Annotated in this window: 14 protein-coding genes; 13 read left to right on the forward strand and 1 reads right to left on the reverse strand. The window is 70.3% G+C overall.

The features are described 5' to 3' along the window. Window positions 1-5 precede the first annotated feature (5 nt). Window positions 6-227, reverse strand: coding sequence for an acetyl-CoA carboxylase biotin carboxyl carrier protein subunit (locus ASF45_RS30260; RefSeq protein WP_082551361.1), 222 nt, complete (start codon window positions 225-227; stop codon window positions 6-8). 233 nt (window positions 228-460) lie between these two features. Here ASF45_RS30260 and ASF45_RS30265 point away from each other — a divergent pair, with 233 nt between their 5' ends. From ASF45_RS30265 to ASF45_RS30325, 13 genes are all read left to right on the forward strand, one after another. Further along, a complete protein-coding gene (locus ASF45_RS30265) occupies window positions 461-1,210 on the forward strand; it encodes a GntR family transcriptional regulator (RefSeq protein ID WP_056672464.1) in 750 nt (249 codons plus the stop codon). 26 nt (window positions 1,211-1,236) lie between these two features. Beyond that, window positions 1,237-2,214, forward strand: a complete 978-nt coding sequence (locus ASF45_RS30270) for an ABC transporter ATP-binding protein (protein WP_056672468.1) — start codon at window positions 1,237-1,239, stop codon at window positions 2,212-2,214. A gap of 187 nt (window positions 2,215-2,401) precedes the next feature. Next, window positions 2,402-3,415 (forward strand): ABC transporter ATP-binding protein, encoded by a 1,014-nt coding sequence (locus tag ASF45_RS30275; RefSeq protein ID WP_056672470.1) that lies wholly within the window; start codon window positions 2,402-2,404, stop codon window positions 3,413-3,415. 50 nt (window positions 3,416-3,465) lie between these two features. Then, a complete protein-coding gene (locus ASF45_RS30280; RefSeq protein WP_235581081.1) occupies window positions 3,466-5,055 on the forward strand; it encodes an ABC transporter substrate-binding protein in 1,590 nt (529 codons plus the stop codon). A 31-nt stretch (window positions 5,056-5,086) separates the two neighbouring features. After that, window positions 5,087-6,040: an ABC transporter permease gene (locus tag ASF45_RS30285; RefSeq protein ID WP_056672474.1), complete on the forward strand. Its 954-nt coding sequence runs from the start codon at window positions 5,087-5,089 to the stop codon at window positions 6,038-6,040. Beyond that, the gene (locus tag ASF45_RS30290; protein ID WP_082551364.1) at window positions 6,037-6,936 is read left to right on the forward strand and encodes an ABC transporter permease; all 900 of its coding nucleotides are present in this window, start codon (window positions 6,037-6,039) and stop codon (window positions 6,934-6,936) included. Before ASF45_RS30285 ends, ASF45_RS30290 begins: the two co-directional genes overlap by 4 nt. Window positions 6,937-6,955: 19 nt before the next feature. Next, window positions 6,956-8,512 carry an acyl-CoA carboxylase subunit beta gene (locus tag ASF45_RS30295; RefSeq protein WP_056672494.1) on the forward strand — a complete coding sequence of 519 codons (1,557 nt, stop codon included), beginning with the start codon at window positions 6,956-6,958 and terminating at the stop codon, window positions 8,510-8,512. A 10-nt stretch (window positions 8,513-8,522) separates the two neighbouring features. After that, on the forward strand, window positions 8,523-10,904 hold the full coding sequence (locus ASF45_RS30300) for a CoA transferase (RefSeq protein ID WP_056672496.1): 2,382 nt from the start codon (window positions 8,523-8,525) through the stop codon (window positions 10,902-10,904). Window positions 10,905-10,927: 23 nt separating this feature from the next. Further along, on the forward strand, window positions 10,928-11,944 hold the full coding sequence (locus ASF45_RS30305) for an amidohydrolase (protein WP_056672498.1): 1,017 nt from the start codon (window positions 10,928-10,930) through the stop codon (window positions 11,942-11,944). A 54-nt stretch (window positions 11,945-11,998) separates the two neighbouring features. After that, window positions 11,999-12,862, forward strand: coding sequence for a branched-chain amino acid ABC transporter permease (locus ASF45_RS30310; RefSeq protein ID WP_056672501.1), 864 nt, complete (start codon window positions 11,999-12,001; stop codon window positions 12,860-12,862). Continuing rightward, the gene (locus tag ASF45_RS30315; protein ID WP_056672503.1) at window positions 12,862-13,851 is read left to right on the forward strand and encodes a branched-chain amino acid ABC transporter permease; all 990 of its coding nucleotides are present in this window, start codon (window positions 12,862-12,864) and stop codon (window positions 13,849-13,851) included. The genes ASF45_RS30310 and ASF45_RS30315 overlap by 1 nt, the downstream gene beginning before the upstream one ends. Next, the gene (locus tag ASF45_RS30320) at window positions 13,844-14,638 is read left to right on the forward strand and encodes an ABC transporter ATP-binding protein (protein WP_056672504.1); all 795 of its coding nucleotides are present in this window, start codon (window positions 13,844-13,846) and stop codon (window positions 14,636-14,638) included. The genes ASF45_RS30315 and ASF45_RS30320 overlap by 8 nt, the downstream gene beginning before the upstream one ends. Beyond that, window positions 14,625-15,332, forward strand: a complete 708-nt coding sequence (locus ASF45_RS30325; protein WP_056672507.1) for an ABC transporter ATP-binding protein — start codon at window positions 14,625-14,627, stop codon at window positions 15,330-15,332. Before ASF45_RS30320 ends, ASF45_RS30325 begins: the two co-directional genes overlap by 14 nt. The last annotated feature ends 14 nt before the right edge of the window (window positions 15,333-15,346 follow it).

A 15,346-nucleotide genomic window follows, 5' to 3' on the forward strand; every position in this document is an offset into this window, starting at 1 on the left:
GCGCCTCAGGAGGCGACGATGACCAGCACCTGGTTTTCCTGCACCTCGTCGCCTTCGCCGACCAGCAGCTGCTGGAGCACGCCGTTGGCGGTGGCGTCCAGCGGAATCTCCATCTTCATGGATTCGAGGATCAGCAGCGTGTCGCCGGCGGCGACCTGGTCGCCGACCTGGCGCTCCAGCTTCCAGACTTTTCCGGTGACGGGGGATTCGATGCGGTGCATGCCCATGGTGTGGTGTCTCCAGTGCGAATGGCTGCTCGATTGGACCGGCGCGCGGGTCTGCGAGACATAGGGGAAAACACTCCGAAATTGTTAACAAATGACAGTTTCAATGGGCACCTCGGATTTCTAGAATCAACGCGCCAAGGTGCATGTCAGAGATGCCACACGCCCGCAAGACCCCTGCCAAAACCGCTGCAAAGGTCTCGTCCAGCACCGCTGGAACGTCGACGGGGCGCACCGTGCGCAAGGCCGCGAAGACCGCCGCCGCGGCGACGACGGCCACCACCGCCACCACCGGCGAGCAGATCGCCAAGCAGCTCGGCCAGGCCATCCTCGAAGGCCGCCACGCGGTCGGCGCGCGCGTCGGCGAGCAGGCTGTGGCCGAGATGTTCTCGGTCAGCCGCGGGCCCGTGCGCGATGCGCTGCGCATCCTCGAACGCCAGGGCCTGATCGAGATCCAGGCGCGCCGCGGCGCACGCGTGCGCCATCTTTCGCACAACGAGGTCGCCGACATCTTCAACGTGCGCGGCGTGCTGCTGGGCCTGGCGGTGCGCTACCTCTCGCGCAACCCCGACAAGTCCGGCCTCGCCGAGGTCGATCCGCGGCTGGCGCAGCTGCGCAGGCTGGCCGGACAGAAGAAGCCCTCGCTGCTCGATTTCGCGCAGGCCACCGGCCGCGTGGCCATGGGCCTGCTGGCCGCCTGCCGCAGCCCCAAGGTGCTGCAGACCACCTACCGCGACCTGCCGCACGATGCGCTGTGGCGCATGCTGTGGGTCAAGCCCACGCCGCCAGACTACGAGAGTTCGGCGCGGCGCACCGCCACCTACGAGGACTACGCGCAACTGCTCGAGAAGATCCGCGCCAGCGACGCCGATGCGGCCGAGGCCTTGATGCGCAAGATCATGACCAACACCCGCGACGAGGTCCTGCACTACCTGGGACTCATGGACGCCGACGACGCGGATGCCTTCCGCCGCCAGGTGCTCTGAGGCCCGGACACCCACACCGCCCCACCATGCTCGAAGTCCAGGATCTCTCCGTGTCCTTCCTCACCGCGCATGGTCGGGTGGCGGTCACGCGCAAGCTGAACTTCTCGATCGCGGCCGGCGAGCGGCTCGGCGTGGTGGGCGAGAGCGGCTGCGGCAAGTCGGTCACCGGCCTGTCCATCCTGCGGCTGCTGCCGCCGCAGAACACCGTGATCGAGGGCCGCGTGCGCATGCAGGGGCAGGACCTGGTCGGCTTGTCCGAGGCGCGCATGCAGGCCATCCGCGGGCGCGACATCGCGATGATCTTCCAGGAGCCGATGACGGCGCTCGACCCGGTGTTCAGCATCGGCCACCAGATCGCCGAGGCCTACCGCTGCCACTTCCCGGTGAGCGCGGCCGAGGCGCGCGAGCGCGCGGTCCAGGCGCTCGCGCGCGTCGGCATTCCCTCGCCCGCGCGCCGCTTCGACGAGTACCCGCACCAGTTCTCCGGCGGCATGCGCCAGCGCGTGATGATCGCCATGGCCCTGATCTGCGAGCCCAAGCTGCTGATCGCCGACGAACCCACCACCGCGCTGGACGTGACGGTACAGGCCCAGATCACCGATTTGCTGCGCGAGCTCAGCGAGCGTGCCGGCACGGCCCTCATGTTCATCAGCCATGACCTGGGCGTGGTGGCCGAGGTCTGCACGCGCATGCTGACCATGTACGCGGGCGAGATCGTGGAGGACGGCCCGGTCGACGCGGCGCTCGTGCGGCCGCGCCATCCCTACACCTCGGGACTGCTGCGCTCGCTGCCGCGGCTGGCCCAGCGGCGCGGGGTCCTGCCCTCGATCCGCGGCCGCGTGCCCTCGCCGAGCGAGATGCCCGCGGGCTGCCGCTTCCGCGAACGCTGCGACCATGCCCTGCCGCATTGCAGCCAGGAGCAGGTGGCGCAGCAGGTCGAGGCCGGCCACCTCGCACGCTGCGAACGCGCCGCAGAATTGCGCCTGCCGGGGGTGCTGCAATGAGACCACCCCGTTTGAATGGCTCACTGCGTGTAGCCATTCCATCCGCCTCCAGGGGCGCCGCCAGCGGCCTGGCAGAGCCAGTTCCGCGGCGTCCGCTGGCATCGCCTGCTCCGCGGCCTTTCGAACCTCTGTTTGCGAGCCGATTGCGTGCTCTGCGAGATGGCGTGACGTGCCGGGGAGAGCCGAGTTGACTGCATTCGCTAGCGCCGCCGGCGCGCCGCCGCTGCTCAGCGTGCGCGACCTCGCCATCCGCTTCCCGCTGCCCGAGCGCGGCCAGACCGTGCACGCCGTCGACGGCGTGAGCTTCGACGTGCTGGCCGGCGAGACCTTCGGCATCATCGGCGAGTCGGGCTCGGGCAAGACCACGCTGGGCCGCGCCCTGGTATCCCTGCTGCCGCCGACCGAAGGCCAGGTGCTGCACGCCGGCGTGGACCCGCAGACGCTGGGCGCACGCGCGCTGCGCGCGCACCGGCGCGACTACCAGATCATCTTCCAGGACCCGCATGCCGCGCTGAACCCGCGCCAGCGCGTGCTCGACAGCGTCTGCGAACCGCTGGAGATCGCCGGCGGCCTGAGCGCGGCCGAACGCGAGCGCCGCGCGCTGCAGGCGCTGGACCGGGTGGGCATCGCGGCCGAGTACGCGCAGCGCTACCCGCACATGCTGTCGGGCGGGCAGAAGCAGCGCATCAACATCGCGCGCGCGCTCACGCTGCAACCCAAGCTCATCGTCTGCGACGAGGTGGTGGCCGCGCTGGACGTGTCCATCCGCGGCGACGTGCTGAACCTGTTCGCCGACCTGCAGCGCGAGCTGGGCCTGACCTACGTTTTCATCACGCACGACCTGTCGGTGGTCTCGCATGTGAGCGACCGCATCGCCGTGACCTACCTGGGCCGGCTCATGGAGGTCGGGCCGACCGAGGCCGTGGGCGAACGCCCGCTGCACCCCTACACCGAGGCGCTCATGTCGGCCGACCCGCTGCCGCTGCCCTCGCATCTGCGCACCCACAAGCGCATCGTGCTGCAGGGCGAGATCCCGAGCCCGATCGATCCGCCCTCGGGCTGCCGCTTCCGCACGCGCTGCCCCAGCGCGCAGCAGCGTTGTACGGACGAGGTGCCAGCCTGGCGCGAGCTACGGCCCGCGCACTGGGCAGCTTGCCACTACGCCACGGCCGACGGGCCGCCACAGCGACACGGCCCCTGAGCGGGCGGCCCGCGGCACAGCGTTCCAGAACACCACAGAAGGAGACAAGCATGAGCCAGCCAGCATCCGCATCCGAAACCGACCGTGCGTCCGGGCCAGGCCCCATGGCGTTGTCGCGCCGAGACCTCATGGTGATGGCAGGCGCCATTGCCTCCACAGCCGCCGCGGGCGGCGCCTGGGCCCAGGCGGCGGCCCCCAAGCGCGGCGGCGTGCTCAAGGTCTCGGCCAACGCCAACCCCTCCAGCCTGGACCCGGCCACGGGCGGCGCGGGCTCCGACCACACCTTCCTGTGGACCATTTTCGACACCCTGGTCGAGTGGGACTACCAGACGCTCAAGACCAAGCCGGGCCTGGCCAGGTACAGCTTCCCGGACCCGCTGACCATGGTGCTGGACATCCAGCCCGGCATCGTCTTCCACGACGGCACGCCGATGAACGCCGAAGCCGTCAAGTTCAACTTCGACCGCAACCGGCAGGACCCGCGCTCCAACATCAAGGCCGACCTGCAGAACGTCGGCGAGGTGCTGGTCAGCGGCCCGCTGCAGGTGACGGTCAAGCTGCAGCGGCCCGACACCGCGCTGCCGGCCATCCTGTCGGACCGCGCGGGCATGATGGTCTCGCCCAAGGCCGTGCAGGCCCTGGGCGCCGAGCACGACCGCAAGCCCGTGGGCGCGGGCCCCTGGAAGATCGTGCGCTGGTCGGCCAACGAGAAGGTCGAGGTCACGCGCGCCGACAACTACTGGCGCAAGGACCGTGGCTTCGTCGACGGCATCGAGTTCTTCATCATCCCCGAGCTGGCCACGGGCCTGCGCGCGGTGGTCAGCGGGCAGAACGACTTCGCCTACCAGGTGCCGCCGCGGCTGATCCCCATCATCACCAAGGCCAAGCAGCTGCGCCAGATCAGCGGCCCCACGCTGTATTGCCTGCAGCTGTACCTGAACCTGGCCAAGCCGGGCCTGGACAAGCTCAAGGTGCGCCAGGCGCTGAACCATGCCGTGGACCGCCAGGCCTTCGTGAAGGGCACGCTGGCCGGCGTGGGCGAGCCTGCCTACATGAACCTGCCCAAGAGCCATTGGGCCTTCGACGACAGCCTGGTGGGCCTGTACCCGCGCGACGTGGCCAAGGCGCGCGCGCTGCTGGCCGAAGCCGGCTACAAGGACGGCATCGAGCTAAGCGTCGGCAGCTACACCGACCAGGACTCGGTGCGGCGCAGCGAGATCGTCATGGAACAGCTGCGCGAAGCCGGCATCCGGCTCAAGTTCATCACCGGCACCATCCCCGAGATCAGCGGCCAGTTCTTCGGCACCGAGAAAAAGTTCGACATGCTGCTGTCGGCCTGGACCGGCCGGCCCGATCCGAGCATGACCTACAGCCTGATGTACAGCAAAGACGCTTACTTCAACGCCGGCCGCGTGGACACCGGCAAGGAGCTGGCCGACATGCTGGCCGAGAGCCGCGTGGCCGAGCGCATCGAGTCGCGCACGCTGATCTTCCGGCGCCTGCAGCGCCATGTGATGGAGAACGCGCTGGTGGTGCCGCTGGCCTTCCAGTACGAGCTGGTGGCGGCCTCGTCCAAGGTCCAGGGCTACGCGTCCAACCTGCTGGGCAAGCCCAAGTACGAGTTCATCGCACTGCAATGAACGCTGCCACCCACAAGAGCGGGGCCGCGCCATGCTGAGCGCCGGCCGCCTGCGCGTGGTGCGGCGGCGGCTGCTGCAGGCGCTGCCGGTGCTGGTGCTGGCCACCTTCGTGGTCTACAGCCTGCTCAAGCTGATGCCGGGCGACATCGCGATCACGCTGGCCGGCGAGAACGCGACCGAGGCCCGCATCCACGAGATCCGCGAGATCTACGGCCTGAACCGGCCCTTCCTCGTGCAGTACGGCAGCTGGCTCGCGCATGCCGTGCAGGGCGACCTGTCGCGCTCGCTGGCCACCGGCGAGGAGGTGGCGCGCTCGATCGCGCGGGCCTTCCCGAACACGCTGCTGATCGTGGTGCTGGCCATGGGCGTGGCGCTGCTGCTCGGCGTCCCGCTGGGCATGCTGGCAGCCAGCCGGCCCGACGGGCTGCGCGACCGCGCCGTGACCTCCATCGCCTCGCTGGGCATCGCCGTGCCCAACTTCTGGCTCGCCATGCTGCTGGTGGCCTGGCTGGCGCTGGACTTCGGCTGGTTCCCGGCCACCGGCGCCAAGCCGCTGCAGGACGGCCTGTGGCCCGCGCTGCACCACGCCATCCTGCCGGCGCTGGCGCTGGCCGCGGGCGGCGTGGCCGAGGTCTCGCGTCAGCTGCGCAGCTCGCTGGTCGAGATCCTGTCCTCGCCGCCCGTGCGCACGCTGCGCGCCAAGGGCCTGAGCCCCGCGGCCATCCTGTGGAAGCACGGCCTCAAGAACGCCGGGGTCAACCTGCTGACCGTGGTCATGCTGCTGTTCAACCGCATGCTGGCGGCCACCGTGGTGGTCGAGGCCGTGTTCGCCATCCCGGGCATGGGCAACCTGATCGTCAACGCTGCATTGACGCGCGACCTGCCCGTGGTGCAGGGCGTGGTGTTCGTGATGGTGCTGGTGGTCATCGCGGTGAACCTCACGGCCGACCTGCTCTACACCTTCCTCGACCCGCGCATCGCATGAGCACCGTCCAACCTCTCCAAGGTGTCGGCACCGTGGTCCGCCAGCCGGCGGCCCGGCCGACCGGCATCCGCCGCCTGCTGGCCTGGCTGCGCAGCGACCTGCGGGCCGCGCTGAGCCTGGCGTTCCTGGCCTCGCTGGTGGTGCTTGCGCTCACCGCACCGCTGATCGCGCCTTATACCGTGGAGGCGCAGGACCTGGACAACACACTGGCCGCGCCCAGCGCCGCGCACCTGCTGGGCACCGACGACCTGGGCCGCGACGTGTTCAGCCGCATGCTGCACGGCGCCGCCAGCACGCTGTACGCCAGCCTGCTGGCGGTCGGCATCGCCATCGTGCTGGGCGTGCCCGTGGGCCTGCTGGCCGGCTACCGGGGCGGCTGGGTGGACGATGGCATCAGCCGCTTCATCGACGCGCTGCTGTCCTTCCCGTCCATCGTTCTCGCCATTGCCGTCACCGGCGCACTCGGCATCGGGCTGACCAACGGGATGATCTCGGTGGGCATCGTGTTCTCGCCGCAGCTGGCGCGGCTGGTGCGGGCGCGCGCGCTGGTGGTGCGGCAGGACCTGTACGTCGATGCCTCGCGCTGCTTCGGCGCGAGCACGGCGCGCATCCTGTGGCGCCATGTGCTGCCCAACACCGTGCAGCCCGTGATCGTGCAGGTCACGCTGCTGCTGGCGGCGGCGCTGCTGGCCGAGGCCTCGCTGAGCTTCCTGGGCCTGGGCATCCAGCCGCCCAGCCCGAGCTGGGGCTCGATGCTGGCGCGGGCCTACCAGAACATGGAACTGGCCCCCGAGCAGATGTACGCGCCCGGCATGGCCATCCTGCTGACCGCGCTGGCCTTCAACACGCTGGGCGAGTCCCTGCGCGTGGCGCTGGACCCGACCACCAAACGCTGAACGACAAGGAGACACACCGATGAGCTGGACCCCCGAACTCGAGGAACTGAAGCAGCGCCAGGGCATGGCCCGGCAGATGGGCGGGCCCGACAAGGTGCAGCGCCAGCACGCTGCCGGACGGCTGACGGTGCGCGAGCGCATCGCACGGCTGGCCGATGCCGGGAGCTTCCACGAGGTGGGCGAGCTGTCCGGCATCGGGGCCTACGATGCCGAGGGCCGGCTGCAGCAGGTGACGCCCGCCAACTGCGTGTTCGGCCGCGCGCGCGTGGACGGTCGGCCCGTGGTGCTGGTCGGCGACGACTTCACGGTGCGCGGCGGTTCGGCCGATGCGTCCATCGCCGCCAAACCGATGATGGCGGAAGACATGGCGGCCACCTTCCGCCTGCCCATCGTGCGCATCATCGAAGGCTCGGGCGGTGGCGGCTCGGTCAAGACCATCGAGACCAAGGGCGCGTCCAACCTGCCGGGCGGCGTGGACCAGACGCGCGGCTTCTACATGATGACGGCCAACCTGGGCGAGGTGCCCGTGGTCGGCCTCGGCCTGGGCTCGGTGGCCGGGCTCGGCGCGGCGCGGCTGGCCTCCAGCCACTACTCGGTCATGACGCGCAGCTCGGCCATGTTCGTTGCGGGACCGCCGCTCGTGGCGCGGCTGGGGCAGAGCCTGTCCAAAGAGGAACTCGGCGGGGCCGACATCCAGGCCAGGAGCGGCGCGATCGACCAGGTGGTCGACACCGAGGAGGAGGCCTTCGACTGCGTGCGCCGCTTTCTCTCGTACCTGCCGTCCTCGGTCCACGGCGTGCCGCCCGTGCTGCCCAGCCAGGACGACCCCGCGCGCGTCGACGAGGCGCTCATGCAGGCCGTGCCGCGCAACAAGCGGCAGGTCTACAAGATGCGGCCCATCATCGCCTCGGTGGTCGATGCTGGCAGCTTCTTCGAGATGGGCGCGCAGTTCGGGCGCAGCATCATCACCGGGCTGGCACGCATCGACGGCCACCCCGTGCTGCTGCTGGCCAGCGACCCCTACCACTACGGCGGCGCCTGGAGCGCAGACGCCTGCCAGAAGCTGGTGCGCTTCGTCGACCTGGCCGAGACCTTCCACCTGCCTGTCGTCTACCTGATGGACTGCCCGGGCTTCATGATCGGCCAGGAGGCCGAGCGCACGGCCACCATCCGCCACGGCGTGCGCGCCATGGCCGCGATGAACCAGACGACCATGCCCTGGTGCACGGTGATCGTGCGCAACGCCTTCGGCGTGGCGGGCGCGGCCCACCAGCCCAGCGGCCGGCTGTCGCTGCGCTATGCCTGGCTGTCGGCCAGCTGGGGCTCGCTGCCGCTGGAGGGCGGCATCGAGGCGGCCTACCGCGCCGACATCGACGCGGCCGAAGACCCGGCGGCCGAGTTGCGCAAGATCGAGGCCCGCCTCAACGCGCTGCGCTCGCCGTTCCGCAGCGCCGAGAAGTTCTGGGTCGAAGAGATCATCGACCCGCGCGCCACGCGCGAGCGCCTGGTCGATTTCGTGCACCTGGCTGAGCCGCTGCGCACGCCGGGCCGCAGCGGCCCGGCCATGCGGCCGTGAGGGGCGGCCGATGACGGGCGCCACACCCCAGCGTGCCGCTCTGGCCGGCCTGCGCGTTCTGGAGATCGGCGGCGGCGCGGCCGCGGCCTACTGCGGCCGGCTGCTGGCCGATGCCGGCGCCGAGGTCTGCAGCACGGCCCTGCGCGAGCCGCTGCGCCTGGCCGGCATCGTGCGCGCCGACGACCCCGTCGAGCATGCCTACGGCCACTGGCTCGCGGCCGGCAAGGCGCTGCTGCCGACCATGGGGCAAGACGCGTTGCAGGCGCTGAGCCGTGGCTTCGACCTGGTGCTGGTGGGCGAGGTCTCGCAGTGCGATGCCGGCGCGCTGCAGCCGCGCGTGGCCAGCGTCGATCTGTCGTGGTTCGGCCGCTGGGACCCACGCCACGGCTGGCCCGGCAGCGACCTGGTCGTGCAGGCGCTCAACGGCATGCCGCAGATGGTCGGCAAGGAGGACGGCCCGCCGCTGGCCAACGGCGACCGGCAGGCCACCATGGTCGGCGGTGTCACGGCCTACATCGCCGCCTGTGCCGCGCTGCTGGCCGAACCTGCGGGCGCGCCGCGCCGCCTCGAGGTGTCCATCGCCGAGGCCAACCTGGTGCTGGCCGAGATGCACATGTACTTCTTCCAGCGCGACGGCCAGCCGATGCGGCGCTGGGGCATCAACCGCTTCGCGCCCAACAGCCCGGTGGGCATCTACCCGTGCCGCGAGGGCTGGGTCGGCATCACCGTGGCCACGCCCGACCAGTGGCGTGCCTTGTGCGAGGCGCTGGACCTGCGGGCCATGGCCGCCGACGAGGGCCTGGCCACGCGCGAGCTGCGCTTCGGCCGGCTGGACGAGGTGGAGCGGGGCCTGTGCGCCGCGCTGGCCCGGCGCACGGCCACCGAATGGGCCGCGGTCGGGCGGGAGTACCGCGTGCCCATCGTCGTGGTGCCCGATGCCGAGGGCATCCTGCAGCACCCGGTCTTCGGCGCGCGCGCATCGATGAGCCGGCTCGCGCTGCCCGGCGGCGCGGTACAGGTGCCGCGCACGCCCTTCGGCCTCACGGAAACGCCGGTGCCGAACGCGCTGGCGCCCGCGCGCGCCGTGGCGGCCGACCACCCGGCGAGCCAGGCGCAGGCTGATGCCGCAGCGTCCGCGGGCGCCCACACGCCGCCGCTGCAGGGCATCACGCTGGTCGACTTCTCCATGGGCTGGGCCGGGCCGCTGGCCGCGCGCCTGCTGGCCGATCTGGGCGCCACCGTGGTCAAGATCGAGGCGGCGCGCTACCCCGACTGGTGGCGCGGCATGAACTGGACGCCCGAGTTCATCGCCGAGCGCGGCTACGAGCTGTCGAGCATCTTCTGCGGCATGAACCGCGGCAAGCAGGGCGTCAGCATCGACCTGACCACCCCGGCCGGCCGGCAGATCGCACTCGACCTCGTGCGCGGCGCCGACGCCGTGGTCGAGAACCAGGCCGCCGGCGTGATGGCCAAGTTCGGGCTCGACTACCCACAGCTGCGCGAAGTGCGGCCCGACGTGGTGATGGCGTCCATGTCCTGCTTCGGCACGGGCAACGCCTGGTCCGGCACGCGGGCCTATGGCTCCACGCTGGAGCAGGGCAGTGGCCTGCCCAGCTTCACGGGCACGCCCGGCACCGCGCCGACCATGACGCACCTGGCGCACGGCGACCCGGTCGGCGGCCTCTACGGCTGCGCCGGCCTGCTGACCGCGCTGGTGCACCGCCGCCGGCACGGCCAGGGGCAATACGTGAACATCAGCATGGTCGAGGCCATGCTGCAGTTCACCACGCCGGCGCTGCTGGCGCACCAGTTGGCGCCCACCGCACCACTGCGGCGCGGCAACCGGCGCGGCCATGCCGTGCCGCACGGCATCTACCCGGCCGCCGGCGACGACCAGTGGCTGGCGCTGGAGGTGGCCGATGCGCAGGGCTTCGCCGCGCTGTGCCAGCTGCTGGGCCGCAGCGACTGGGTGCGGGACCCGACGCTGCGCACTTTGGCCGGCCGGCGTGCGCATGAGGACGCCATCGACGCGGCCATCGCCGCCTGGTCGCGCCCGCAGGCGCCCGCCGCGGCCGCAGCCGCGTTGCGTGCGGCCGGCATCGCCGCGGCACCGGTGCTGCGCGCCGACGAGCTGGAAGCCGACCCCGACCTGGCCGGTGCCGACCTGTTCATCGATCTGGAGCGCGCCGTGTCCGGCCCGCAGCGCCAGGTCGGCCCGGCCATTCGCCAGGACGGCCAGCGCCTGGGTGCGCACAGCCCGGCGCCCCTGCTCGGCGAGCACAGCCAGGCCGCGCTGCAGGCCCATGCCGGCATCGGCGCGGCGCGCTTCGACGCGCTGGTGGCCGAGGGTGTGATCGGCCTGTCGCCCAAGCCCGCGCGCAACCTCGTGTAGATCCACGTTCAGGAGACCTGACCATGACCCATCCCGCCCCCGGTTCCGACGCCTGGCTGCACCAGGTGCGCGAAGAACCCATCGATCCGGACCGCCCCATCATCGACCCGCACCACCACCTGTGGCACTCGCGCGGCGACTGGGGCCCCTACCTGCTCGGCCAGCTGTGGGCCGACACAGGCGCCGGCCACAACATCCGCAAGACCGTGTTCATCGAATGCCGGGCGAGCTACCGCGCCGACGGACCCGAACACCTGCGCAGCGTGGGCGAGGCTGAATTCGTGGCTGGCATCGCGCGCGCGAGCCGGGAAGGTGGTGGTGGCGCCGAGATCGCGGGCTTCGTCGGCCACACCGACCTGCGCCAGGGCGAAGCCCAGCTGCGCGAGGTGCTGGCCGCGCAGGCCGACGCGGCGCAAGGCCTGTTCCGCGGCATCCGCCATGCCGGTGCGCGCGACCCCCACCCCGAGGCCTTGACCATTCCCGGCCGCGGCAGCGAGGGCCTGTACGCCGACGCCGACTTCCGCGCCGGCGTGGCCCTGCTGGGCCGTCTGGGCCACACCTACGACACCTGGCACTACCACCACCAGAACCCGGCCTTCGCCGCGCTCGCGCGCGCGGTGCCGGGCACGACGCTGGTGCTGGACCACTTCGGCACGCCGCTGGGCGTGGGCGGCTACGCGGGCCAGCGCGATGCGATCTTCAGCCAGTGGCAGCGCGACATCGAAGAGATCGCGCGCTGCCCCAACGTGGTCGCCAAGCTCGGCGGCCTGGCCATGCCCGACAACGGCTTCGGCTGGGACCGGCGCGCGCTGCCTGCGAACTCGGACGAACTGGTCGAGGCCCAGGGCCGCTACTACCGCCACACCATCGAGTGCTTCGGGCCGCAGCGCTGCATGTTCGAAAGCAACTTTCCGGTGGACCGGCGCTCGCTGCCCTATGTGAGCTACTGGAACGCGATGAAGAAGATCGCCAAGGGGTATTCGGCAGGGGAGCAGGAGGCGATGTTCTGGGGGACGGCCCAGCGGGTGTACCGGATCTGAACGCTGCAGCAGATCCCCCGCGCGGCGGCTCACCCCTCAAGGAATGGAGACGAGATGGAGCTTTTCTTTCAGCAGGTTCTCAACGGCCTGACGCTGGGCGGCATCTACAGCCTGGTGGCGCTCGGGCTGACGCTGGTCTACGGCATCCTGCATGTGCCCAACTTCGCCCACGGCGCGTTCTACATGGTGGGCGCCTTCGTCTCCTTCCACCTCATGGTGGCGTGGGGGCTGAACTACTGGGTGGCCATGGCCGGTGCCGCGCTGTGCGTGGCGGCGCTCGCCACGCTGGCCGAACGCCTGGTGTTCCACCCCTTGCGCAACGCCAGCGGGCTGCACCCCATGATCGCGGCCATCGGCCTGCTGCTGTTCCTGGAGGCCGGTGCGCAGGCCATCTGGGGCGCCGACTTCCACCGCATGCCCACGCCCTACGGTGGCATGGTCGAGGTGGCCGGCGTCACCGCGCCGGTGCAGCGCCTCTTGATCATCGGCGCCGCCTTTGCGCTGATGCTGGCACTGCACCTGTTCCTCACGCGCACGGTCATGGGCTCGACCATCGTCGCCATGGCCCAGAACCGCGACGGTGCCTCGCTGGTGGGCATCGACGCCAACCGCGTCGCCATGCTGACGTTCGCGATCTCGGGCGTGCTCGCCGCCGTCGCGGCGGCCTTGTTCGCGCCGATCAACCTGGTCTTTCCGGCCATGGGCAACCTGGTCATCACCAAGGCTTTCGTCATCATCATCCTGGGGGGCATGGGCAGCGTGCCGGGCGCCATCGTCGGCGGCCTGATCATCGGCTTCGCCGAGAGCTTTGGCGCCTTCTACATCTCGACCGACTACAAGGACATCATCGCCTTCGCCATCCTGGTGCTGATCCTGTCGCTGCGCCCGCAGGGCATCTTCTCGAAGGGAGCGCACTGATGAGTCCGAGCGCTGCACGCATCGGCTGGGCCGTCCTGTTCGCGGCCGGCCTGGCGTTCCCCCTGCTGGCCCGCAACGACTACCACCTCACGGTGATGTCGACCGCCTACATCTTCGCGCTGGCCACCCTGGGCCTGAACCTCATCGTGGGCTACACGGGCCAGTTCAACCTGGCCCACAGCGGCTTCATGGCGGTCGGTGCCTACACCGTGGGCATCCTGACGGTCGACCACCAGGTGCCGTTCTGGATCGCGTTTGCGCTGTCGGGTGTCTTCGCCACCGTGCTGGGCTTCTTCGTCGGCATCGTGTCGCTGCGGCTGAAGGGGCACTTCTTCTCGATCTTCACGATGTCGGTGGGCTACATCATGTTCCTCGTCATCGAGAAGTGGGACAGCCTGACGCACGGCCCGGTCGGCATCATCGGCATCCCGGTGCCCTCGCCGATCGGCCCGCTGCGCTTCGAGACGCCGCTGTCGCTGTACTACCTCGTGTTCGCCGTGCTCATGGTGGGCGTCTGGCTGATGCACCGCATCACGCGCTCGCTGCTCGGACGCTCGTTCATGGCCATCCGCAACAGCGACGCGCTGGCCGAGTCGATCGGCATCAACCTGATGCGCACCAAGCTGCTGGCCTTCATGCTGTCGGTGTTCTACGCGGGCATGGCCGGCGGGCTCTACGCCGGCTTCGTGCGCTTCCTGGGGCCGGGCCTGGCGGGTGTGGAGACCACCTTCGACATGACGGTATCGATGATCGTCGGTGGCCTGGGCACTCTGCTCGGGCCGCTGGTCGGCGCCATCATGATGCCCTGGCTTGCGCAGTACCTGCAGTTCCTGCAGGAGTACCGCTTCATCGTGTTCGGGCCCATCCTGATCCTGCTGGTGATCTTCGTGCCGCACGGCATCGTCGGCAGCTTCCTGGCCTGGCGCGTGCGCCGCGCCGCGGCGCAGCGCGCGCCGGCTGCGTCGGTTGGAGGAGATCGCCATGCTTGAGATCAGCCACCTCACGAAGCGCTTCGGCGGCCTGGCGGCCGTCCACGACGTCAGCACCACCATCGAGGCCGGCCGCATCAACGCCATCATCGGCCCCAACGGCGCCGGCAAGACCACCTTCTTCAACCTCATCAACGGCGTGCACCGGCCCACCAGCGGACGCATCGTCTTCCAGGGCCAGGACGTCACCAACCTGCCGGCGGACCAGATGGCACGCCTGGGCATCGCGCGCACGTTCCAGACCACGACGCTGTTCGACGTGGCCAGCGTGCTCGACAACCTGATCGTCGGGCACCGGCTGCGCACGCGCTCCGGCCTCTGGGACGTGGTGGTCGGCTCCCGGCGGCTGCGGCAGGAGGAGCAGGTCTGCCGCGAGAAGGCGCGTGCGGCGCTCGACTTCGTCGGCCTGGCCCACCTGGAGCACCGGGTGGCCGGCGACATCTCGCAGGAGGAGCGCAAGCGCCTGGCCTTCGCGCTGGCCCTGTCGACCGACCCGTCACTGGTGTTGCTGGACGAACCCGCCGGCGGCGTCAACCCGGACGAGACGCTCGGCCTCGCCGAGCTGATCCGCAAGATGGTGAAGAGCGGCCTGACCGTCTGCCTGATCGAGCACAAGATGGACATGATCATGAGCCTGGCCGACAAGATCCTGGTGCTGAACCATGGCGAGCGCATCGCCGAAGGCACGCCGGCCGAGATCCGCAGCAATCCGGCCGTGATCGATGCCTACCTGGGCACCGACCACGCGGGGATCGACCACCTGGAGTCCACCGATGCTCGCGCTTGACCAGGTCAGCCTCAACTACGGCAGCTTTCGTGCGCTGGACGGCGTGAGCCTGCATGCGCGCGAGGGCGAACTCGTGGTGCTGCTGGGGGCAAACGGCGCCGGCAAGAGTTCGATCTTCCTGACCGCCAGCGGCCTGCACAAGGCAGCCGGCGGCAGCATCCAATTCAAGGGCCAGGAACTCGTCGGCATGAAGCCGTCGCAGATCGTCGCGTCCGGCGTGGTGCAGTGTCCGGAGGGACGCAAGCTGTTCCCGCAGATGTCGGTGCTGAAGAACCTCACACTGGGCGCCTATGTGCACCGCGGCGACCGTGCCGGCAACCAGAAGATCCTGGACGAGGTGCTGGGGATGTTTCCCATCCTCGCCGAGAAGAAGGACGATCCGGCCGGCTCCCTGAGCGGTGGCCAGCAGCAGATGGTGGCCATCGGCCGCGCGCTGATGGGCCGGCCCAAGGCGTTGCTGCTGGACGAACCCTCGCTCGGCCTCGCGCCCCTGGTGGTCAAGATGGTGTTCGAGGTCATCCAGCGCATCAACCAGGCCGGCACCACGGTGCTGCTGGCCGAGCAGAACGCGTTCGCGGCACTGCGCATCGCGCACCGCGCCTACGTGCTGGAGCGTGGGCGCATCGTGCTCGAAGGCGACCGCGACAGCCTGCTCAACAACGAAGCCGTGCGGCGCGCCTACATCGGTGCCTGAGCGTCTATTTTTTT

The sequence above is a fragment of the Pseudorhodoferax sp. Leaf265 genome, assembly GCF_001422365.1.
Lineage (GTDB): Bacteria > Pseudomonadota > Gammaproteobacteria > Burkholderiales > Burkholderiaceae_C > Pseudorhodoferax.